Raw genomic sequence first — 20,229 nt, 5'->3', positions numbered from 1 at the left:
GGAGGAGGGTCAGGCGGCGGTCCAGCCGCCGTCGAGCAGGAAGGACGAGCCGGTGATCGAGGCGGAGGCCGGACCGCACAGGAAGGCCACCATGTCGGCGACCTCGCCCGGCTCGACGAGCCGCTTGAGCGCCGTCCGGGCGAGCAGGACGTCGTCGACGACCTCGTCCTCGGGGATGCCGTGCGCCTTGGCCTGGTCGGCGATCTGGCCCTCGACCAGGGGGGTGCGCACGTAGCCGGGGCAGACGGTGTTGCTGGTGACGCCCTTGCCCGCGCCCTCGAGGGCGATCACCTTGGAGAGGCCCTCGAGGCCGTGCTTGGCACTGACGTACGCCGACTTGTAGGCCGATGCGCGGTGGCCGTGGACGCTCGAGACGTGGACGATCCGCCCCCAGCCGCGCTCGTACATGCCGGGCAGCACCTGGCGGGTGAGCAGGAAGGGGGCGTGCAGCATCACGCGGTGGATGAAGGCGAAGCGCTCGGGGTCGAACTCCTCGATCGGTGCGACGTGCTGCAGCCCGGCGCAGTTGACGAGGATGTCCGCGTCGAGGCCGAGACCGGACACGGCGTCTCCGTCGGCCAGGTCGACGGCACGGTGGTCGCCGCCGAGGTCCGCCGCCAGCTTGGCGGCAGCCTCCTCGTCGAGGTCGACCACGGTCACGGCAGCACCGAGGCCGGCCAGGTGGCCGGCGATGGCGGCGCCGATGCCGCTGGCACCGCCCGTGACGACCGCCCGGCGACCGCCGAGGCTCGCGTGTGTGACTGGGGTCTCAGGCATGCGCTCGACGCTAGGGCTTGCGCGCCTCCGCGTTCCATGTTCCTAGGGCCCACACATTCGTCGAGTGAGTGTGGGATGAGCACATGTGAGGCGCGCGAAGGCTGAGTGCGCCTCACCGCTGCAGCCGGTGCACCCGCAGCGCCAGCTGCAGGTCCAGCCCCCGTCCCGGCTCGCGCCAGTCGCTTCCGAGCAGGTCGGCCACCCGGTCCAGCCGCTGGGAGACCGTGTTGGGGTGGACGTGGAGCACCGAGCCGGTCTCCTTGACCCGCCCCCCGGTCGCGAACCACGCCTCCAGGGTCTCGACCAGGCTGGTGCCGCGGGCCTCGTCGTAGTCGAGGACGGGGCCGAGGGTGGTGCGCAGGTACGCCGCCAGCTCGTCGGGACCGTTCTCGCCGAGCAGCAGGCGGGTCAGCCCGAGGCCGGCCGGGTCGCTGACCTCGCCGACCCGGCCGAGGGTGAGCAGGGTGTCGAGGCACCGGCGCGCCTCGGCGTACGCGTCGGCGAGCGTGTCGGGATCGGCGGCCGCCACACCGACGGTGGCCCGTCCGCCCCCGCCGGCGACGACGCCGGCGAGCTGCTGCCCGACCGCGACCGGGTCGGCTGCGGGGACGAGCAGCACCAGCCGGCCGCTGTGCTCGCCGGCCAGGCCGCGCTGCTCCGAGGCGAGCCGCGCGAGCGCCCGCCCGGCCGCGAAGCGCTCGAGCCCGTCGATGGCGGCGACCGCGATCGCGAGGGGCGGGTCGAGCACGACCTGCCGGCGCCGGGCCCGCTCGCGCAGTGCCGGCAGCGCCTCGGTCCGGGCGTCGAGGAGATCGCCGAGCAGCTCGCCGCCGAGCCGGTCCTCGGTCTCGGCGACGGTCCGCGCGAGCAGCAGCACCAGCGCCGTGACCAGTGCCCCGCGCTCGAGGGTGCGCCGCTGCGGCAGCCCGAGCGGGCGACCGCCGGTGTCGAGCACCAGCGTCGCGACGTGGTCGGCACCGGCCTGGGCGACGGCGACGTACCGGCCGTCGTGGCGGACCGCCCGTCCCGAGGCGATGGCCTCGTCGACGGCGTCGGCCCAGTCGCCGCCGGCCGCGTCACCTGCCAGCAGCTCCCCGCCCGGCGCGTGGACCGCCAGCGCGCCGCCCAGCACCTCGGAGAGCACCGAGGCGACCTGCTCGACCCCGCCCCCGGCGACCAGGAGGTCGGTGAGCCGGTCGTGGGCGAGCGCGGCGCTCTCGACGGCGGCGGTGTGCTCGGTCATCGTGCGGTGGGCGGCGTCGAGGTCGGCGAAGAGCCTGGCGTTCTCCAGCGCCACCGATGCGTGCGCGGCGAACGAGGTCAGCAGGCTCACCTCGTGCGGCGGGAAGGGCCGGACCGAGCGGTGCACCGCGAGGAGCGCACCGATCACCCGGCCCTCGACCGTCAGCGGCACCCCGAGGATGGCGCGGATCTTCTCCCCGGCCACCGCCTCGTCGATGTAGCCGCGGTGCAGGAAGCGGCTGTCGGACTGGTAGTCCTCGGTGAAGTACGGCGCCCCCGTCTGCGCCACCAGTCCGAGGAGGCCGGTGCCGAGCGGCAGCCGCAGCGACCGGAACTCCGGCGTCAGCGCACCGTCGGTGACCTTCATGTAGGACGCACCCTCGGGCTCGTCGTTCAGCGAGAGGTAGGTCATGTCGGCGTTGAGCAGCTGCCGTGCACGCCGGACGATCGCGGTCAGGATCGCGTCGACGTCGCGGATCGCGGTCAGGTCGGAGGCGGTCTCGTAGAGCGCACGCAGCTCCGCCTCGCGGGCCTGCCGGTGGGTGATCAGCTCACGCAGCCGCAGCGCCACGTCGCACTGCCGGCGCAGCTCGGCGACCTCCTCGTCGGTCCGGCCCACGGCCTCGGCGGTGGCGATCACCGCGTCGAAGGCCTCGCGCGGGGCCTGGTCGTAGAGCAGGTCGAGGAAGGTGTCGTTCACCAGCGCGTCCCGTCCGGCGGCATCAGGAGACCACCACCTCGACCGCGACCCCGTCGCCGAGGTCGAGCACGGCGCCGGGAAGGAGGGGTACGGCGACGCCGGGCTGCAGCTCCTCGGGTGGCATCCCCGGTTGCACCAGCACGCTGCCGTTGGTGGAGCCCAGGTCGGTGACCACGGCGGACCCGGGATCCTCGCCGGGCCGCACCTCGAGGTGGGTCGCCGAGATCTCCCGGTCCGGACTCGGCACCGTGACCAGCCGCGGGTCGTCCTCCTCGCCCAGCCGGGACGCGTCGGGGGCGCGACCGACGAGCACCGGCCGGTCCACCTCGACGGTCTCCCCGGTCGGCAGCAGCAGGCTCACCACGAGCGGCTCGACGCCGACGGCCTCCGTCGGCGCGGTCGGCTCCGGGGTGGCCGGCTCCTCGTCGTACGCCGGCTCCACGGGCGGTGGCTCGACCAGCGATGCCTCGTCGGCCTCGGGCTCGGCCGCCGGCAGCTCGTCGGCCACGACCGGCTCGACCACCTCGGACACCCGCACCAGACCGTCCCCGAGGTCGAGCCACCCGGACTCGGGGTGGGCTTCGCCGACCTCGATCCGGAGACCGGTGACCCCGCGCAGCGCCCGCTCGACCCAGGTGGTCGCGCCGGTGCCCTCGACGGTCACCTCCTCCGCGGCGGTGGCCAGCGTCGCCCGGGCGGCACCCCGGATCACGACCCGGGTCTCCCCCGCGGTCTCGCTCACCAGCACGAAGCCCGGCAGGTCGCGCAGACCGTCGGCGATGAGCACGTCGAGCACCTCGTCGAAGCCGTCGCCGTCGTCGACCAGCGCCCACACCGCCGGCACGCGTGCCTTCTCTGTCGGCGGCAGGAGGACCGTGGCGTGCTCGCCGAAGACGCCGAACCACGCGCCGGGTCGATAGCTGCGCACTGCACCGGTCACGGCGACCCCCTCGTCCGGGCCCGTCGCGTCCTGCCTCACGTCGGGTCCGACCATCCCACCACATCGACCACCACGGCGGTCGCGTTGTCGCGGCCGCCCGCGGCGACGGCCTCGTCGACCAGCCTCCCGGCGGCTTCGTCGGGATCCGGACACTCGCGCAGGGCTGCGCCGATGGCGTCGTCGTCGATCATGCCGTTGACCCCGTCGGTGCACAGCAGCAGCCGGGGCGCTCGCGACACCGGCAGCAGGACGTGGTCGGGCTCGGGCTCGTCGGGGCCACCCAGGGCACGCGTGATGACGTGTCGCTCGGGGTGTCGGGCCGCCTCCTGCGGCGTCAGCCGGCCGGAGCTGACGAGCTCCTGGACCAGGCTGTGGTCGACCGTCACCTGGGTGAGGGTGCCGCCGGCGAGGAGGTAGCAGCGCGAGTCGCCGAGGTTGGTGACCTGCCAGGCCGGGCCGTCGTCGGTCTCGACGAGCAGCACGACGACCGCGGTGGTGCCGGGGGTGGCCCGTCGGCTGCCGGCGCCGCGCGCCGCGGCGTACTCGTTGATCCGCTGCTGGCAGCGGCGGAGCACCTCCTCGACCACCTCCCGACCCCGTCGGGGGTCGTAGCCGGCCTCGGCGAGGGCCGCGAAGCCCTCGACCACGATCCGGCTCGCGACGTCGCCGCCGTCGTGGCCGCCCATGCCGTCGGCGACGACGAAGACCGGCGGCGCGACCAGCAGGTCGTCCTCGTTGACCTCGCGGACCAGCCCGACGTCCGTCCGCGCGCCGTGGCGCAGCTCCACCTGCTCCATCACACCTCCCGGGGTGCGAGGAGCGTACGACCTCCGGAGCCGGCGCGCGTGCGTGCCGGGCCGGGTAGCGTTGAGGGGATGTCGCGAGGGAGTGCGCACGGCGAGGGCAACCGGTCCCTGGCCGACCAGCTGCGGGGGTGGCCGGAGGACCGGCTCACCCGGCTGCTGCGCGCGCGCCCCGACCTCGCGACGCCGGCCCCCCAGGACTCCTCCCAGCTCGCCTCGCGGGCTGCGACCCGGGCGTCCCTCGCGCGGGCGCTGGACCTGCTGACACGGCTGGAGCTCGCCGTGCTCGACGCCCTGGTCGTCGCTGTCGAGGCGGAGCCCGCCGACCTGGCGCCGCTGGTCCATGCCGACCGCGACCGGGTCGCCACCGCTGCCGAGCGTCTGGTCGACCTCGCGCTGGCGTGGGAGTCCGGCAGCGGGTTGCGGCCGCTCACGGGCGTCGCCGCGACGATGGCCGCCGGCGGCCCCGGAGTCAGCGGGGTCCGTCCCCGGAGCGACTCGCCCCTGCCTGCCGCGGGGATCGAGGCGCTCCTCGACCAGCTGAGCCCGCAGGCCCGCCGCATGCTCGACCACGTCGACGAGCACGGCGGCCAGGCGACCACCGGGGCGGCACGACGCAGGGTCCGACCCGAGGACGCGACCACGCCGGCCGAGGAGCTGGTGTCCCGAGGGCTCCTGGTGCCGCGCGACGACGGACTGGTGGTGCTGCCCGGCGAGGTCGCACTGGTGCTGCGCGGAGGGCGGACTACCCGGGAGCCGGTCGACGTCGTGCCGTCCGTGGCCACCTCGTCTCGGGCCGCGTCGCTGGTGGACCGGGCCGCCGCGGGGGCGGCGTACGAAGCGGTGCACCGGGTCGAGCTGCTGCTCGACCACTGGGGGCTCGAGCCGCCCGGGGAGCTGCGGTCGGGCGGGCTCGGGGTGCGCGACCTCAAGGCGACCGCCGCACTGCTGCACACGACCGAGCCGACTGCCGCGCTGCTGGTCGAGGTCGCCGCCGAGGCCGGGCTGCTCGCCACCCGCGCCGACGCCCACGGCGACCCGGTCTGGGTCCCCACGGACGCCTTCGACGCGTGGCTGACGCGCGCCCTCGCCGAGCGCTGGCTGCTGCTCGCCACGACCTGGCTGCGGATGGTCCGCGTCCCCGCGCTCGTCGGGAGCCGCGACGCGGCCGGCAAGGGGCGCAACGCGCTCTCCCCCGACCTGACGAGCCCGACGGTGGCCGAGTCCCGGCGTGCCGCCCTGTCCGGCCTGGCCGAGCTGCCGGAGGGCGAGGTGCTGGCGAGCGGCACCGGGGTGCCGTCCCTGGTCGCCCGGCTCGACTGGACCCGGCCACGACGGCCCCGGTCGCGGGCCGACGAGGTCGCCGCGGCGGTCGAGGAGTCCGCGACGCTCGGGCTGACGGGGCTCGGCGGCCTGCCGTCGTACGCCGCGGCGCTGCTCGCCGACGAGGAGGACGCCGCCGCGGCCGCCCTGGCACCGCTGCTGCCCACGCCCGTCGAGCAGGTCGTGCTGCAGGCCGACCTCACCGCCGTCGCGCCCGGGCCGCTCGAGTCAGCCGTCGCGCGGCGGCTCCACCTCGTCGCCGACGTCGAGTCGCGTGGGGGCGCGACGACCTACCGGTTCACCGCCGGTTCGGTCCGGCGCGCGCTCGACCAGGGCTGGTCGGCCCTGGAGGTGCACGCCTTCCTCGACGAGGTCGCGGCGACGGAGGTGCCGCAGCCGCTGCGCTACCTGGTCGACGACACCGCCCGTACCTTCGGCAGCATCCGGGCCGGCCACGCCGAGTCCTTCCTGCGCGCGGACGACGAGACCGTCCTGACCGAGCTGGTCCACCACCCGCGCGCGGGGGCCCTGCGCCTGCGACGGCTCGCGCCCACCGTCGTCATCAGCGAGCTGTCGCTCGAGGTGCTGCTGCCCCGGCTGCGGGAGCTCGGGGCAGCGCCGGTCGTCGAGGCCGCCGACGGCACGGTCCGGGTGGCGCGCCCGGACCTGCTGCGGGCCCGGAGCCCCCGCGGCCGGCGGGCGTCCTCGACCGTGGTCGCGCGCGAGGCCGCGCTGGCCGCCCAGGTGGTGGCGGCGATCCGGGCCGGCGACCAGGTGGCGGCCACCCGACCGGCCGGCGCGGTCGAGACCCTGACGCCGAGCGGGTCGCTGGCCGCGCTGCGCGAGGCGATCGAGGTGGGTGTGCCGGTGCTCATCGGCTACCTCGACAACCACGGCACCCGGACCGAGCGACTGGTGCATCCCGAGGCCGTCGAGGGCGGCCAGCTGTCGGCGTACGACGTCCGCAGCGACGACCGCCGCCACTTCGCCGTCCACCGGATCACCTCCGTCCGGCCGGCCGCGCGCGACGCACCGCGGTAGGTGCCCCACCCTAGAATTGCGGTATGGACTTCGTGCGCTACGCCGAGGCGACGGCCGGCCTCCTCAACGCCGACCTCCCCGACCGTGACGCGCTGGTCGCGCACCTCTCGGGCCGCACCTGGCTCCACGGGACCGTCTCGGACCGTGACGCCACCGTGCTGCGGCGCTTCCAGCGCGAGCTGCGGCCGGTCTTCGAGGCCTCCGACGCCGCAGACGTGCGCGGGGTGATCGAGGGGCTCAACGCGCTGATGGAGAAGCACCCGATCACGCCGATGATCTCCGACCACGACCCCGACGACCTCCACCTCCACGTCGCCACCCGGGCCGACTCGGTCTCGCAGCTGCTCATCGGCGAGGCACTGCTCGGGCTGGCCACGCTGGTCTGCGACCTCGGTCCCACGCGGATGGGGGTCTGTGCCGACGCCAAGTGCTCGTGCGTCTACGTCGACACCTCCCCCAACCAGTCGCGCCGCTACTGCTCCGACCGCTGCTCCTCGCGGGCCAACGTGGCCGCCTACCGCGCCCGGCAGAAGGCCGCGGCCACTGCCTGAGCCTCCCCCTCCCGAGCTGGTCGCGCGGCTTCGTGCCGCGGGCTGTGTCTTCGCCGAGGACGAGGCGGTGCTGCTGGTCGGGGCTGCTCACGGAGCGGCGCTCGAGGCGCTGGTCGCTCGCCGGACGGCCGGCGAGCCGCTGGAGCACGTGCTCGGGTGGGCGGCCTTCGCCGGGCGCCGGGTGGCCGTCGCGCCCGGCGTGTTCGTGCCGAGGCGGCGTACGGAGCTGGTGGTGCGGCTGGCGGTCGGGATGGTCCGCCGCCGGATGCGCCTCGAGGGGCCCCCAGATGATGCATCGGGCGGCGGACCATCGCACCCACTCGTCGTGGACCTGTGCTGCGGCTCGGGGGCGATCGGGGCCGCGGTGGCGGCCCTCCTGCCCGAGGCCGAGGTGTGGGCGAGCGACCTGGACCCGGTCGCGGTCGCCTGCGCCCGGCAGAACCTGCCGCCGGAGCGAGTCGTCACCGGTGACCTCTTCGACGCGTTGCCCACGACCCTGCGCGGGCGGGTCGACGTGCTGGTCGTCAACGCCCCGTACGTCCCGACCGACGCGATCGCGACGATGCCGCCGGAGGCGCGCGAGCACGAGGCCCGGATCGCGCTCGACGGAGGCGCCGACGGGGTCGACCTGCACCGTCGGGTGGCGGCGGGCTGTCGGGAGTGGCTGCGGCCGGACGGCCACCTGGTGATCGAGACCAGCCGCTCCCAGGCGCCGCTGACCCTGGCCGCCTGCGCCGACGCCGGGCTGGCGGCGTACGTCGAGACCGACGACGACCTGGACGCGACGGGGGTCGTGGCGTCCTCGTTGTGACGCCCAGTGGCTCGCCCCCGTACGCTGGACAGGCCATGAACCCACCCCACGAAGCGGCTCGCTGCGCTCACGCCTCCGCGGGGACCCCGGAATGAACGACGGCCCCCTCATCGTCCAGTCGGACAAGACGCTCCTGCTCGAGGTCGACCACCCGCAGGCGATCGACTGCCGCAAGGCGATCGCGCCGTTCGCCGAGCTCGAGCGCAGCCCGGAGCACGTCCACACCTACCGGCTCACGCCGCTCGGTCTCTGGAACGCTCGCGCCGCCGGCCACGACGCCGAGCAGGTCGTCGACACCCTGCTGACCTACAGCAGGTACGCCGTCCCGCACGCGCTGCTGGTCGACGTGGCCGAGACGATGGCGCGCTACGGGCGGCTGCGCCTGGACAAGCACCCGACCCACGGGCTGGTGCTCACCAGCACCGACCGGCCCGTGCTGGAGGAGGTGCTGCGCGCCAAGAAGGTCGCCGGGATGCTCGGCGCCCGCCTCGACGACGACACCGTGGTGGTGCACCCGAGCGAGCGGGGCAACCTCAAGCAGGCGCTGCTCAAGATCGGGTGGCCGGCCGAGGACTACGCGGGCTACGTCGACGGCGAGGCCCACCAGATCGACCTCGCCGAGGACGACTGGACGCTGCGCGACTACCAGCGCGAGGCAGCGGAGTCGTTCTGGCACGGCGGCTCGGGCGTCGTCGTGCTGCCCTGCGGCGCGGGCAAGACACTGGTCGGCGCGGCCGCGATGGCCCACGCCCAGGCCACCACGCTGATCCTCGTCACCAACACGGTGAGCGCCCGGCAGTGGAAGTCCGAGCTGGTGAAGCGGACCAGCCTGACCGAGGACGAGATCGGCGAGTACTCCGGCTCGGTCAAGGAGATCCGCCCGGTCACCATCGCGACGTACCAGGTGATGACGACGCGCCGGAAGGGCGTCTACTCCCACCTCGAGCTGCTCGACGCCCGCGACTGGGGTCTCATCGTCTACGACGAGGTGCACCTGCTGCCCGCCCCGATCTTCCGGATGACCGCCGATCTCCAGGCCCGCCGCCGGATCGGGCTGACCGCCACCCTGGTCCGCGAGGACGGCCGCGAGGGCGACGTCTTCTCGCTGATCGGCCCCAAGCGCTACGACGCGCCGTGGAAGGACATCGAGGCCCAGGGCTGGATCGCGCCGGCCGACTGCGTCGAGGTCCGGGTCTCGCTGAGCGAGTCCGAGCGGCTGGCGTACGCCACCTCCGAGCCCGAGGAGCGCTACCGCCTCGCCGCCTGTACGCCGGCCAAGACCCGGGTCGCCGAGCAGCTGGTCCACCAGCACGCCGGCGAGCCGACGCTCGTGATCGGCCAGTACCTCGAGCAGCTCGACGAGATCGGCGCCGACCTCGACGCCCCGGTCATCAAGGGCGACACGACCGTCAAGGAGCGGCAGCGGCTCTTCGAGGCGTTCCGCACCGGCGAGATCAGCCTGCTCGTGGTCAGCAAGGTCGCCAACTTCTCCATCGACCTGCCCGAGGCGGCCGTCGCGATCCAGGTCTCCGGCTCGTTCGGGTCACGCCAGGAGGAGGCGCAGCGGCTCGGGCGGCTGCTGCGGCCGAAGGCCGACCGCCGGACGGCGCGCTTCTACACGATCGTGTCGCGCGACACCGTCGACGCCGACTTCGCCCAGAACCGGCAGCGCTTCCTCGCCGAGCAGGGCTACGCCTACCGGATCCTCGACGCCGTCGACCTCTGAGGTCGTGGCGCCGGTCAGGGACACCCGACGTGAGGGCGTCAGCTCCGCACCTGGAGGCGCACGTCGACCTCGTCGCCGACGTCGACCCCCTCGGCCCGGCGGACCGGGCGCTTGACCGGCAGCACGTAGGCGTCCTCCTCCTTCGACGGGAAGACGCTGGTCTCCCAGGTCGAGCCCCCGAGCGTGACGAGCACCGGGACGGAGCCGAAGCCACGGGGCTCGTGGAGGCCGGCGCCGATCTCGTCGGAGACCTCGGCCGGCACGGTCAGGAAGACCCACGAGTCCTCGCGGGCCTGCCAGGCCCACAGCCGGGCCCGGAAGGTGTGCTCGTCCACGGTGGCGAGCCTAGGGCCCGCCACCGAAGGTCGGGGAGTGCGTCAGCGCGCGGCTGCGGCGGCCGAGGCCTCGGTGTCACCCGTGGGCAGGTGGCCGCCCTTGTCCTCGAGATGGGCTCGGATGAACCACTGGAACTTCTCCAGCTCGGCCGTCTGGCCGATGAGCAGGTCCTCGGTGATCGGGTCCAGCTCCGCCGCGACGGCGATCGCCTTGCGGTGGTCACCGATGACGCCGGTGTAGACGAGGTCGAGCGCGGCCAGGTGGGCCGGCACGGTGTCGCGGCCGAGGGAGTAGTCGTCCCAGGTCCGCTCGGCGACGGCGGCACCGGGACGGCCGTCGGGCGATCCGCCCAGGGTCGCGATCCGCTCGGCGATGTCGTCGGCGTAGCCACGCACCAGGTCGACCTGGGGGTCGAGCATCTCGTGGACGGCGATGAAGTTCGGCCCCACGACGTTCCAGTGCACGTGCTTGAGGGTGAGGTGCAGGTCGTTGGCGGCGGTCAGCCGCTGCTGCAGGACGGTGGCCAGCTGCTGGCCCTGGTCGTCGGACAGTCCAGGAACACTGAAGGTGGTCATGAGGGGTCAACGCGGCCGGTGGCCGAGGATGTTCCCCCGACCCGACCCCGACCTTCCCCCGGGATCGCCGGCTCAGGGGTGATTTCCGGCTGCCGGCGAGGCAGGCTCGGAGCATGAGCACCACACCCGTCTCCCGTTCCCTCGTCCGCCCCCGCCGGGGCCGGATGATCGCCGGCGTCTGCGCCGGCCTCGCCCGCCGCTTCGGCGTCACCCCGACGACCGTGCGCGCGATCTTCCTGATCAGCTGCCTGCTGCCCGGCCCGCAGTTCCTCGTCTACATCGCGCTGTGGGTCCTCGTGCCCGAGGAGGACGAGGGCTAGGGGCCTCTCCGTAGGCTCGACGCATGGCGACCGACCTGCGCACACGGATGGGCGGGGCGATCTTCCGGATCGCGGCCGGGCCCGACGGGCCGAAGCACCGCGACCGGATCCACGGCCGCCCGGGACCACGCTGGTTCGAGGGCGACTCCCCCATCGGCCGGGTCCACGGCGACGCGTCGATGTTCATCGGCGGCATCCGCGCCCTGCTGCTGCAGACGATGCACCCCGCCGCGATGACCGCGGTCGCCGAGCACTCCGGCTACCGCGGCGACATGCTCGGGCGCCTCGCGCGGACCAGCCGCTTCCTGGCGGTGACGACCTTCGGCCACGTCGACGACGCCCAGGCCGCGGTCGACGCGGTCCGCGCCATCCACGAGCGCGTGACGGGGTGGATGCCCGACGGGTCGACGTACGCCGCCTCCGACCCGCACCTGCTCGGCTGGATCCACGTCGCGGAGGTCGACAGCTTCCTGGTCGCCCACCAGCTCTACGGGCGGCAGCCGCTCGACCGGGCCGGTCGCGACGAGTACGTCGCGCAGACCGCGGAGGTCGCCCGCCGGCTCGGGGTGGTCGACCCGCCCACGACCGAGGCGGAGCTGGCGGCCGCGCTCGAGGCGTACCGCCCCGAGCTCCGCTCGACCGACCACGCACGGGAGGCGGTCCGCCACGTGATCCTGCACCCGCCGATCGCCCTGCCGGCGCGGCCGGCGTACGCCGTCCTCGTCGCTGCCGCGGTCGGGCTGATGCCCCGGTGGAGCCGGCGACCGCTGGGGCTGCCGTGGCTGCCGGTGTCGGAGCGCACGGTCGTCCGTGCCCTCGGTTCGGCGGCCACCGGGACCATCCGCTGGGCGATGACGCCCGGCCGCGCCGCCGCCCGTGAGCTGGCCGAGCAGAGAGCAGGGTGAACCCCGGCCCGGTCCTTGGTTGAATGCGGACATGGAGCTCGAGGACCGGTGGCCGCTGGGGACGCACCCCGACCTCCGTGACGAGCTCGTGGCGGCGTACGACCACGACGGGCGCGGCTACCACGACCGGCTGCACCTGACCGAGGTGCTCGACCACCTCGACCTGCTCGGCTGCGACGACCCCGCCGTGCTGCTGGCGGCCTGGTTCCACGACGCGGTCTACGACGGCCGGGCGGGCGCCGAGGAACGGTCGGCCCAGTGGGCCCGCCGTGCCCTGCCCGAACCGCCGGCCCGCGAGGTGGCGCGACTGGTGCGGCTCACCGAGCAGCACCGACCGGCCGCGGACGACGAACCGGGCCGGCTGCTGTGCGACGCCGACCTCGCGATCCTGGCCGCCGGCGAGGAGCGCTACGACGCCTACACCAGGGGCGTGCGCCAGGAGTACGCCCACCTCCCCGACGCCGCGTTCGCCCACGGCCGCGCCGCCATCCTGCGCGACCTCGTCGACCGCCCGCACCTGTTCCACACCCCGCGCGCCCGTGAGCTCTGGGAGGAGCGCGCCCACGCCAACGTCGCCGCCGAGCTGGCCCGCCTCACCGGCAGCTGAGTCTCAGCGGGGCTTGCGGCGGCGCAGCCCGGTGGCGACGAGGCGGGAGACCAGCTCGCGGGAGGAGACGGGGGTGGCGCCGGCGGCGACCATGTCGCCGTACCACTCCTCGGGGACGTCGTAGTGGTCGCGGTCGAAGCCGCGCTCGGGGATGCCGACCTCACGCGCGAACGCGTGCAGCTCGTCGTAGGACGCGTCGCTGGCGAGGTGGGACCACAGCCGACCCCGCCCAGCCGCGTTCGGCGGGTCGATGAGGATCATCCGGCGGAGGCCCCGGTGACGCGGGCCACCGCGTCGTCGACGAGCAGCCGCCACGAGCGGACGTGGCCCGCGTCGACGTACGCCTTGTCACTGCCGCCCGGCCGCACCTGGGGCCCGAGGTGGAAGGCGCGCACGCCGGCCCGGACGAACCACGGGACGTGCTCGCCGAGCAGCCCGCGTCCCGGGACCAGCAGCCGGGCGACCCGCGGAGCACGGCTCGCCAGCGCAAGCAGGTCGTCGTAGCCGGTGGCGAGCCCCTGCGGCGAGCCGGCCGAGCAGACGCCGACCAGCCCGGGGAGGTCCACGACCCTCGCCCACGCCCGCTCCGCGTCCAGCGAGGAGTCGATCGCCCGGTGGAAGGTCCACGGCACCCCGGGCAGCTGGGCGGCGAGGTGGGAGCAGACCTCGGTGTCGACGTCGAGGTCGGAATCGAGGAAGCCGAAGGACAGCCCGGCTGCCCCGCACCGGAGGTAGTCACCGGCGAGCCCGACCAGCCGGGCGAGCTCGCCGCCGGTGGTCGTCCAGGAGTCGGTGAGCCGCAGCACGACGAAGACCGGCAGCTCGGTCTCGCGGCACACGGACGAGACGAGGGCCGGCTCCGGTGAGAGGTCGCCGTCCGTCGCGAGGTGGAGTCGGTCGGCACCCCCCTCGTCGGCCCCGGGGACGTCGCCGGGGCCCCGTACGGCGACCTCGAGCACGGCCTCACCCATGGACTCACTGTAGGACCGCCGGCTCCACCCGGCGGGGTGGGCGCGCGAGGCACAATGGAGGGATGGACCACCGGCTCTTCCTCGCGGCACGGGCCCGGGTCCTCGCCGACCTGCAGGCACGCCGGCAGGCGACCCCCGAGATGGTGTCGGTCCTCGAGGACGCCGTGGAGGATCGGAAGTGGTGGGCCGAGCAGTGGCCCGAGGGTGCGATGTACGTCGCCGGGCTGGTCGCCCAGGACGTGCAGGACGCCGTCCTCGACGCCGGAGGCCGGTGGCCGGTCTGCCTGGGTTGCGGAGACGCCCCCGAGCACGCCCTGCACATCCAGCCCGACCTCGGCGGGCCCGACCCGGTGTGGGTCTGCGAGGAGTCCGGGACGGCCGTGGCCGAGCTGGGAAGGCTCTGAGCGGTTCCTAGGTCTCCCGCCCGAGCTGCACCCACATCGTGAAGCGGTCGCCGCGGTAGACCGAGCGCGACACCTCCACGATCTTCTCCACCGCGAGCGCCCGGCGCGAGTGTCGCATCACGGGACCACCGGCCGGGATCTCGAGCAGCCGTCCCTCGTCGGCGTTGGCGACGTCGGCGGTGATGGAGTCCTCGGCCCAGGTCGGACGCAGGCCGCGGTCGGCGAGGGCCTCGTAGAGGCTGGTGGGCATGCCGCTCTGCAGGAATCCCGGGAGCAGCACCTCGTTGAGGTAGGCGTCCTCGACGCACATCGGGTGCCCGTCGGCGCGGCGCAGCCGGCGCCAGTGGATGACGGGGTCGCCGGCGGTCATCTCCAGGGCCCGCGCGACGCCGGGACCGGCCGTCTCGCGCCGGGCGAGGAGCGTCTGGGACTCCGCGAGCATCCCGCGGCTGCCCATCTCCTCGGTGAAGCTCCGCATCCGCCCGACCGTGCGGCGCGGGTGGGCGACGAAGGTCCCGCGACCGGGGATCCGCTCGAGCAGGCCCTCGGCGACGAGCGAGTCCATGGCCTGGCGGACGGTCATCCGGGCGACGTGGAACTGGTGGACGAGCTCGCGCTCGGAGGGCGCTGCGGTGCCGGGCTGGGCCTCGCGGACCAACCCCCGGACGTACTCACGGACCTGCACGTGCTTGGGCACGCGGCCGTGGCCGACCAACACTCCCTCCACGGACAAGGAGGCTACTCCTCCTTTCGGGTGTTCGTCCTGCGTCTGTTCCATGAGATCATCGAACATCTGTTCGACTTCGTGCTAGGGTCGCGGCATGCAGTTCCAGGGGACGCTGTTCGACTCCGGGCCCGGTCTGTTGGCGCCCGAGCGACGTCCGCTCGCCCGCGGGGCCTGGCTCGACGTGCAGCGCAACTGGCTGGCCGACCCCGACGAGGTCCTCGCCGCACTGGTCGCCCGGGTGCCGTGGCGCGCCGAACGGCGCCAGATGTACGACCGGGTCGTCGACGTACCCCGCCTGGTCCACACCTACGGCGTCGGGGAGCCGCTCCCCCACGCCGGCCTGGTCGAGGCGCGCGACGCGCTCTCCGAGCACTACCGGCCCGAGCTGGGCGAGCCCTTCGTGACGGCCGGCTGCTGCTACTACCGCGACGGCCACGACAGCGTCGCCTGGCACGGCGACCGGATCGGTCGCGGCAACAGCCAGGACACGATGGTGGCGATCGTCTCCGTCGGCGACCCGCGCCGGCTCGCGCTCCGCCCGCGCGGTGGCGGTGAGTCGATCTCCGTCGAGATGGGCCACGGCGACCTCGTGGTGATGGGCGGCTCCTGCCAGCGCACCTGGGAGCACGCCGTCCCGAAGGTGGCCCACGCGGGGCCGCGGCTCTCGGTCCAGTTCCGGCCGCTCAACGTGTTCTGACGCCTGGTCAGGTCCCTGTCCGCGCCCTCCTCGCATCGCCGGCGAGGATTGGGCTAGTCGCGACCCAGCAGCCACCACAGCAGCAGGGCCAGGACGGCCAGCGCGCCGACCGCCGGCTTCCAGTACGCCCGCACGAGCACCGGCAGCACGGCCGCACCCAGGTCGAGTGCGTCGTCCTGCTGGGCGGGACGCGGCGCCGGCCGGGGCGGCGACGACGGAGGGGGTACGCCGGCCGCCTGCCGCTCGGTTCTCGGGGCCTCCGGGTCGGGCACCGGCGAGGCCGCCGGGTCCGCGGAGGATCGAGCGTCGCCCGGAGCGGCCGGGTCCGGGACCGCGGCTGCTCCTACGGCCGACGCCGCGGGGTGGGAGGCATCCCCCGGAGGTGGAGCCGGGGCGGACTCCTCCTCCGGGGGTGCGTCCGGGGCGGCCGGCTCGGCGGTCAGCCGCTGCTCGAGGCACGCGACGAACTGCCCGAGCAGCTTGTCGGACACGTCCTTGATGACGTTGCCGCGGCCGAACTGGGCCGCCTTGCCGGTGATGTTGAGATCGGTGGTGACGTCCACCTCGGTGGCGCCCGAGCCCGCGTCGGTCATGCGGGCGGTCACCATCGCCCCGGCGGTGCCGTTGCCCCGCTTGTCCTTGCCCTTGGCGTCGATCACGAGCCGGTGGGCGGTCTCGTCCTTCTCGACGAAGGTGCCGGTTCCGGTGTAGACGAGGGCGATCGGACCGAGCTTCACCTTGACCGTGCCCGTGAAGGACTCGGTGTCGGCCTCGGTGACGGTCGCCCCCGGGAAGCACCCCGCGACACCCTCGATGTCGTTGAAGTGCGCCCAGGTCTCCTCGACCCCGGCAGGGACGGTGAACCTGTGGTGGAGCTCCATCGGACCCCGCTCACGCCCCGGCGGCCGCGAGCACGGCCCGCCGGACGAGCACCGTGGCGAGGTGCTTGCGGTAGTCGCTGTCGCCGTTGAGGTCCGAGGGTGGCTCGGTGCCCTGGGCGGCCAGGTCGGCGGCCGCACGGACGCCGTCCTCGGTCGCGGCAGCACCCGCGAGTGCCTCCTCGACGGCGGTGGCCCGTACCGGCGTGGACCCCATGTTGGTCAGCCCGATCCGGGCCTCGGCGATGCTGCCGCCGTCGACGCGCACGGTCGCGGCGACCGCCACGATCGGCCACTGGTGCACCACCCGCACGAACTTCTCGTAGTGGGACCCCCAGCCGGTGTGCTTCGGGACCCGGATCTCGGTGAGGATCTCGTCCTCGCCGATCGCGGTCTCGAAGAAGTCGACGAAGAACTCCGTCGCCGGGACCGTCCTGGTCCCGCCGCTGCCGGCGATGACGAACTCGGCCCCCAGCGAGAGCGCCCCCGCGCCGAGGTCGCCCGCCGGGTCGGCGTGGGCGAGCGCACCGCCGAAGGTGCCGCGGTGACGGATCTGCGAGTCGGCCAGCTGGTCGGTCGCCTTGGCGATCACACCCGCGTGCTCGCGGACCAGCTCGCTGGTGCGGACGTCGTGGTGGGTGGTCATCGCCCCGATGACGAGGGCGTCCCCGTCGTCGCGGATGCCGCGCAGCGACTCGATCCGCCCGAGGTCGATCACCATCTCGGGGGCGTTGAGCCGCATCCGCAACACCGGCAGCAGGCTCTGACCGCCGGCGATGATCTTGGCGTCGTCACCGTGCTCGGCGAGGGCCGCGAGTGCGTCCTCGACCGAGGTCGGGGCCACGTAGTCGAACTGGGCGGGAATCACAGCGCACCTCCAGCGGTCCGGTCGACGGTGCCGTCCATGCCGGTCGACTCGTCGAAGTGCGGGGCGGCCGCACCCGTGGTCGGGTCAGCACCCCCACCACCGGCATCGTGGATCGCCTTCCACACCCGTTCGGGCGTGCAGGGCATCTGGATGTCGGAGATGCCGAGGTGGCGTACGGCGTCGACGACCGCGTTGACCACGGCGGGGGTGGATGCGATGCAGCCCGCCTCGCCGACGCCCTTGGTCCCGAGGGTGTTGGTGGTCGACGGCGACGTGGTGTGGTCGATGTCGAAGCTGATCGTGTCGGCCGAGGTCGGCAGCAGGTAGTCGACGAACGACCCGGAGACCAGGGTCCCGGAGTCGTCGTGCACCGCCTCCTCCCAGAGCGCCTGGGCGATCCCCTGCACCAGGCCGCCGTGGACCTGGCCCGCGACGATCAGCGGGTTGATGATGTTGCCGATGTCGTCGACGCAGACGTACTTGCGCATCGTGACCGCACCGGTCTCGGTGTCGACCTCCATCGCGCACAGGTGGGTGCCGTGCGGGAAGGAGAAGCTGACCGGGTCGAAGGTCGCGTCGGAGTCGAGCGAGGGCTCGATGCCGTCGGGGAGGTTGTGGGCCGCGAAGACCGCGGTGGCGATCTCCCCGATGGCCATCCCCTGGTCGGTGCCCTTGACCGAGAACCGACCGTCCGTGAACTCGAGGTCGTCGACGGACGCCTCCAGCAGGTGGGCGGCGATCGGCCTCGCCTTCTCGATCACCTTGTCGGCCGCTCGGACCAATGCCTCGCCGCCCACGACGAGCGACCGCGAGCCGTAGGTGTCGTAACCCTTCGTGGCGATCTGGGTGTCGCCGTGCAACACCTCCACGTCCTCGAACGGGACGCCCAGCCGGTCGGCGACGATCTGGCTGAACGCCGTCTCGTGGCCCTGCCCGTGGGCGCTGACACCGGTGACGACCTCGACCTTGCCGGTGCCGCCCATCCGGATCGCCGCGTGCTCCCAGCCACCCGCGCCGTAGTTCAGTGCCCCCAGCACCCGGCTCGGCGCCAGGCCGCACATCTCGGTGAAGGTCGAGATGCCGAGGCCGAGCTGGACCCGGTCACCGGCGTCGCGGCGTCGCTTCTGCTCGGCCCGCAGGTCGTCGTAGCCGAACATCGCCATGGCCTTCTCGGTGGCCGCCTCGTAGTTGCCGGAGTCGTACTCCAGTCCGGCCACCGTGGTGAAGGGGAACTCCTCGTGCTTGATCCAGTTCTGCTCGCGGATCGCCATCGGGTCGACACCCACCTCGACGGCGAGCTCGTCCATCAGCCGCTCGATCGCGTACGTCGCCTCCGGACGGCCCGCGCCACGGTAGGCGTCGGTGAGCGTCTTGTTGGTGTAGAGGGTGGTGCAGTTGAACTGGTAGGCCGGGAACTTGTAGATGGCGTTGAACATGAAGGCCCCGAGGATCGGCACTCCACCGCCGACCGTCCCGGCGTAGGCGCCGAGATCCGCGAGCAGGTCGACCTTGAGCCCGGTGACCGTGCCGTCGCTGGTCGCCGCGAGAGTCAGGCGTTGCCACTGGTCGCGGCCGTGGTGGGCCGCCATCAGCGACTCCGAGCGGGTCTCGGTGTACTTGACCGATTTGCCGGTGCGGCGAGCGAGGAGGACGGCGATGATCTCCTCGGGGACGAACTGGAGCTTGCCTCCGAAGCCACCCCCGACATCCGGAGCGATGACCCGGATCTTGCTCTCCGAGATCCCGAGCACTGCGGCGAGGAAGAACCGGGTGATGTGCGGGATCTGGGTCGAGGACCAGAGCACCAGCTGCTCACCGGTGGGGTCGCACACGAACGAGCGCGGCTCCATGAACGCGGGGATCAGCCGCTGCTGGCGGTACTCGCGCTCGATGACGATGCCATTCGCCCGCGCCTCCTCGATGGCTCCGTCGACCGAGCCCCCCGTCCCCGCATCGGCCGAGTCGAACTGCCAGAAGGCGGACCTGTTGGTGCCGAGGTCGGGGTGCGCGAGGACCGTGTCCTCGGCGGCCTGCTTGAGGTCGAGGGCGGCCGGCAGCTCCTCGTAGTCGACATTCACCAACTCGGCGGCGTCGCGCGCGGCAGCGGCGCTGCGGGCGACCACCACCGCCACGATCTCACCGGCGAACGCCACCCGGTCGACCGCGATGGCCGGGTGCGGGGGCGACTTCTGCTCCGTCGTGATGTTCCAGGCCGTCGGGATGCTTCCCTGCTCGTCCGCGACATCAGCCCCGGTGACGACGGTGACGATGTCGGGCGCGGACTTCGCCGCCTCGGTGTCGATGGAGGTGATGGTGGCGTGGGCGAACGGGCTACGCACCATCGCGAGGTGCAGCATGCCGGGCAGCGTGAGGTTGTCGGTCCAGCGGGTACGGCCGGTGATCAGGCGCTGGTCCTCCTTGCGGCGGCGGTCGCGGCCGATCTCGGCCGCGGGGCGCTCCTGGGTGGCGGTCACGAGGACGCACCCCCCTCGGCGGCGTGGAGGACGCTGCGGACGATGTTGTGGTACCCGGTGCAGCGGCACAGGTTGCCCTCGAGGCCCTCGCGCACCTGCTCCTCGGTGGGGTGCGGGTGCTCGTTGAGGAGGTCGATGGACTGCATGATCATCCCGGGCGTGCAGTAGCCGCACTGGAGGCCGTGGCACTCGCGGAACGCCTCCTGGACCGGGTGCAGCTTCTCGCCGTCGGCGAGGCCCTCGATGGTCGTGACCTCGTGGCCGTCGGCCTGCACGGCGAGCATGTTGCAGGACTTCACGCTCTGGCCGTCCAGGTGCACGGTGCAGGCACCGCAGTTGCTCGTGTCGCACCCGACGACGGTGCCGGTCTTGCCGAGCTTCTCGCGCAGGTAGTGCACGAGCAGCATGCGGGGTTCGACGTCGTCGGAGACGGACGCCCCATCGACGTTGAGACTGATCCGGGCCATGTGCGGCTCCTCCTCGTGGCAGTGATCCAGGACGGACCTGTGATGGCGCTCACGTTAGGGCTGCGGGGTTGGTGGATGGTTGGCCG

The 20,229-nt window shown here is 73.6% G+C and carries 22 protein-coding genes; 9 read left to right on the top strand and 13 right to left on the bottom strand.

Features of this window, described 5'->3' with window-relative positions; all coding sequences use genetic code 11:
• Positions 1-9: 9 nt before the first annotated feature.
• The 4 genes from EXE57_RS15430 to EXE57_RS15415 all read right to left on the bottom strand — a co-directional run bounded on the left by EXE57_RS15430 (position 10) and on the right by EXE57_RS15415 (position 4,456).
• Positions 10-777: a 3-hydroxybutyrate dehydrogenase gene (locus tag EXE57_RS15430; protein WP_135079008.1), complete on the bottom strand. Its 768-nt coding sequence runs from the start codon at positions 775-777 to the stop codon at positions 10-12.
• 112 nt (positions 778-889) lie between these two features.
• Positions 890-2,719 carry a helix-turn-helix domain-containing protein gene (locus EXE57_RS15425; RefSeq protein WP_244246865.1) on the bottom strand — a complete coding sequence of 610 codons (1,830 nt, stop codon included), beginning with the start codon at positions 2,717-2,719 and terminating at the stop codon, positions 890-892.
• Positions 2,720-2,741: 22 nt separating this feature from the next.
• Positions 2,742-3,659, bottom strand: a complete 918-nt coding sequence (locus EXE57_RS15420; RefSeq protein ID WP_135079004.1) for an FHA domain-containing protein — start codon at positions 3,657-3,659, stop codon at positions 2,742-2,744.
• A 35-nt stretch (positions 3,660-3,694) separates the two neighbouring features.
• A complete protein-coding gene (locus EXE57_RS15415; RefSeq protein WP_135079002.1) occupies positions 3,695-4,456 on the bottom strand; it encodes a PP2C family protein-serine/threonine phosphatase in 762 nt (253 codons plus the stop codon).
• Between the two features lie 78 nt (positions 4,457-4,534).
• Here EXE57_RS15415 and EXE57_RS15410 point away from each other — a divergent pair, with 78 nt between their 5' ends.
• The 4 genes from EXE57_RS15410 to EXE57_RS15395 all read left to right on the top strand — a co-directional run bounded on the left by EXE57_RS15410 (position 4,535) and on the right by EXE57_RS15395 (position 9,914).
• Entirely contained in the window at positions 4,535-6,826 is a 2,292-nt protein-coding gene (locus tag EXE57_RS15410) for a helicase-associated domain-containing protein (RefSeq protein WP_135079000.1), read from the top strand.
• 23 nt (positions 6,827-6,849) lie between these two features.
• Entirely contained in the window at positions 6,850-7,377 is a 528-nt protein-coding gene (locus tag EXE57_RS20010) for a CGNR zinc finger domain-containing protein (RefSeq protein ID WP_135078998.1), read from the top strand.
• Between the two features lie 67 nt (positions 7,378-7,444).
• Entirely contained in the window at positions 7,445-8,188 is a 744-nt protein-coding gene (locus EXE57_RS15400) for a putative protein N(5)-glutamine methyltransferase (protein WP_244246864.1), read from the top strand.
• A gap of 91 nt (positions 8,189-8,279) precedes the next feature.
• A complete protein-coding gene (locus EXE57_RS15395; RefSeq protein WP_135078996.1) occupies positions 8,280-9,914 on the top strand; it encodes a DNA repair helicase XPB in 1,635 nt (544 codons plus the stop codon).
• Positions 9,915-9,952: 38 nt separating this feature from the next.
• On the opposite strand, the gene EXE57_RS15390 is transcribed toward EXE57_RS15395, so the two are convergent.
• Complete coding sequence (locus tag EXE57_RS15390) at positions 9,953-10,249, bottom strand: DUF1905 domain-containing protein (RefSeq protein WP_135078994.1); 297 nt, start codon at positions 10,247-10,249, stop codon at positions 9,953-9,955.
• Between the two features lie 42 nt (positions 10,250-10,291).
• A complete protein-coding gene (locus EXE57_RS15385; protein ID WP_135078992.1) occupies positions 10,292-10,825 on the bottom strand; it encodes a Dps family protein in 534 nt (177 codons plus the stop codon).
• A 113-nt stretch (positions 10,826-10,938) separates the two neighbouring features.
• Here EXE57_RS15385 and EXE57_RS15380 point away from each other — a divergent pair, with 113 nt between their 5' ends.
• From EXE57_RS15380 to EXE57_RS15370, 3 genes are read left to right on the top strand one after another with little or no spacing between them, the layout of a single operon-like run.
• Positions 10,939-11,145 (top strand): PspC domain-containing protein, encoded by a 207-nt coding sequence (locus tag EXE57_RS15380; protein WP_135078990.1) that lies wholly within the window; start codon positions 10,939-10,941, stop codon positions 11,143-11,145.
• Positions 11,146-11,168: 23 nt separating this feature from the next.
• Positions 11,169-12,050: an oxygenase MpaB family protein gene (locus EXE57_RS15375; protein ID WP_135078988.1), complete on the top strand. Its 882-nt coding sequence runs from the start codon at positions 11,169-11,171 to the stop codon at positions 12,048-12,050.
• Positions 12,051-12,081: 31 nt separating this feature from the next.
• Entirely contained in the window at positions 12,082-12,657 is a 576-nt protein-coding gene (locus EXE57_RS15370; RefSeq protein ID WP_135078986.1) for an HD domain-containing protein, read from the top strand.
• Between the two features lie 3 nt (positions 12,658-12,660).
• On the opposite strand, the gene EXE57_RS15365 is transcribed toward EXE57_RS15370, so the two are convergent.
• On the bottom strand, positions 12,661-12,918 hold the full coding sequence (locus tag EXE57_RS15365; protein WP_135078984.1) for a DUF4031 domain-containing protein: 258 nt from the start codon (positions 12,916-12,918) through the stop codon (positions 12,661-12,663).
• Positions 12,915-13,628: a copper homeostasis protein CutC gene (locus EXE57_RS15360; protein ID WP_135078982.1), complete on the bottom strand. Its 714-nt coding sequence runs from the start codon at positions 13,626-13,628 to the stop codon at positions 12,915-12,917. The genes EXE57_RS15365 and EXE57_RS15360 overlap by 4 nt, the downstream gene beginning before the upstream one ends.
• Positions 13,629-13,690: 62 nt before the next feature.
• Between EXE57_RS15360 and EXE57_RS15355 the strand changes: the two genes are divergently transcribed.
• Positions 13,691-14,032: a hypothetical protein gene (locus EXE57_RS15355; protein ID WP_135078980.1), complete on the top strand. Its 342-nt coding sequence runs from the start codon at positions 13,691-13,693 to the stop codon at positions 14,030-14,032.
• A gap of 7 nt (positions 14,033-14,039) precedes the next feature.
• On the opposite strand, the gene EXE57_RS15350 is transcribed toward EXE57_RS15355, so the two are convergent.
• The gene (locus EXE57_RS15350; RefSeq protein WP_244246863.1) at positions 14,040-14,759 is read right to left on the bottom strand and encodes a GntR family transcriptional regulator; all 720 of its coding nucleotides are present in this window, start codon (positions 14,757-14,759) and stop codon (positions 14,040-14,042) included.
• A 94-nt stretch (positions 14,760-14,853) separates the two neighbouring features.
• Between EXE57_RS15350 and EXE57_RS15345 the strand changes: the two genes are divergently transcribed.
• Positions 14,854-15,456, top strand: a complete 603-nt coding sequence (locus EXE57_RS15345) for an alpha-ketoglutarate-dependent dioxygenase AlkB (protein WP_135078976.1) — start codon at positions 14,854-14,856, stop codon at positions 15,454-15,456.
• A 53-nt stretch (positions 15,457-15,509) separates the two neighbouring features.
• Here the strand turns inward: EXE57_RS15345 and EXE57_RS15340 are convergent, their stop codons facing one another.
• From EXE57_RS15340 to EXE57_RS15325, 4 genes are read right to left on the bottom strand one after another with little or no spacing between them, the layout of a single operon-like run.
• Positions 15,510-16,337 carry an SRPBCC family protein gene (locus EXE57_RS15340; RefSeq protein ID WP_135078974.1) on the bottom strand — a complete coding sequence of 276 codons (828 nt, stop codon included), beginning with the start codon at positions 16,335-16,337 and terminating at the stop codon, positions 15,510-15,512.
• A 10-nt stretch (positions 16,338-16,347) separates the two neighbouring features.
• A complete protein-coding gene (locus EXE57_RS15335) occupies positions 16,348-17,202 on the bottom strand; it encodes an FAD binding domain-containing protein (RefSeq protein WP_135078972.1) in 855 nt (284 codons plus the stop codon).
• Positions 17,199-19,676: a xanthine dehydrogenase family protein molybdopterin-binding subunit gene (locus EXE57_RS15330; protein ID WP_135078970.1), complete on the bottom strand. Its 2,478-nt coding sequence runs from the start codon at positions 19,674-19,676 to the stop codon at positions 17,199-17,201. The genes EXE57_RS15335 and EXE57_RS15330 overlap by 4 nt, the downstream gene beginning before the upstream one ends.
• Complete coding sequence (locus EXE57_RS15325; RefSeq protein ID WP_135078968.1) at positions 19,673-20,143, bottom strand: (2Fe-2S)-binding protein; 471 nt, start codon at positions 20,141-20,143, stop codon at positions 19,673-19,675. The genes EXE57_RS15330 and EXE57_RS15325 overlap by 4 nt, the downstream gene beginning before the upstream one ends.
• Between the last annotated feature and the right edge of the window lie 86 nt (positions 20,144-20,229).

Source organism: Nocardioides euryhalodurans (assembly GCF_004564375.1).
GTDB lineage: Bacteria > Actinomycetota > Actinomycetes > Propionibacteriales > Nocardioidaceae > Nocardioides > Nocardioides euryhalodurans.
The sequence above is the reverse complement of the archived record's forward strand: the minus strand, read 5'-3'. Positions and strand labels throughout refer to the sequence as shown.

Bases quoted from the DNA above. Each gene is read 5' to 3' on its own strand.
- EXE57_RS15340 (WP_135078974.1), bottom strand. From the start codon at position 16,337: ATGGAGCTCCACCACAGGTTCACCGTCCCTGCCGGGGTCGAGGAGACC.
- EXE57_RS20010 (WP_135078998.1), top strand. From the start codon at position 6,850: ATGGACTTCGTGCGCTACGCCGAGGCGACGGCCGGCCTCCTCAACGCC.
- EXE57_RS15345 (WP_135078976.1), top strand. From the start codon at position 14,854: ATGCAGTTCCAGGGGACGCTGTTCGACTCCGGGCCCGGTCTGTTGGCG.
- EXE57_RS15430 (WP_135079008.1), bottom strand. From the start codon at position 777: ATGCCTGAGACCCCAGTCACACACGCGAGCCTCGGCGGTCGCCGGGCG.
- EXE57_RS15375 (WP_135078988.1), top strand. From the start codon at position 11,169: ATGGCGACCGACCTGCGCACACGGATGGGCGGGGCGATCTTCCGGATC.
- EXE57_RS15365 (WP_135078984.1), bottom strand. From the start codon at position 12,918: ATGATCCTCATCGACCCGCCGAACGCGGCTGGGCGGGGTCGGCTGTGG.
- EXE57_RS15410 (WP_135079000.1), top strand. From the start codon at position 4,535: ATGTCGCGAGGGAGTGCGCACGGCGAGGGCAACCGGTCCCTGGCCGAC.
- EXE57_RS15380 (WP_135078990.1), top strand. From the start codon at position 10,939: ATGAGCACCACACCCGTCTCCCGTTCCCTCGTCCGCCCCCGCCGGGGC.
- EXE57_RS15360 (WP_135078982.1), bottom strand. From the start codon at position 13,628: ATGGGTGAGGCCGTGCTCGAGGTCGCCGTACGGGGCCCCGGCGACGTC.
- EXE57_RS15370 (WP_135078986.1), top strand. From the start codon at position 12,082: ATGGAGCTCGAGGACCGGTGGCCGCTGGGGACGCACCCCGACCTCCGT.
- EXE57_RS15395 (WP_135078996.1), top strand. From the start codon at position 8,280: ATGAACGACGGCCCCCTCATCGTCCAGTCGGACAAGACGCTCCTGCTC.
- EXE57_RS15325 (WP_135078968.1), bottom strand. From the start codon at position 20,143: ATGGCCCGGATCAGTCTCAACGTCGATGGGGCGTCCGTCTCCGACGAC.
- EXE57_RS15385 (WP_135078992.1), bottom strand. From the start codon at position 10,825: ATGACCACCTTCAGTGTTCCTGGACTGTCCGACGACCAGGGCCAGCAG.
- EXE57_RS15415 (WP_135079002.1), bottom strand. From the start codon at position 4,456: ATGGAGCAGGTGGAGCTGCGCCACGGCGCGCGGACGGACGTCGGGCTG.
- EXE57_RS15355 (WP_135078980.1), top strand. From the start codon at position 13,691: ATGGACCACCGGCTCTTCCTCGCGGCACGGGCCCGGGTCCTCGCCGAC.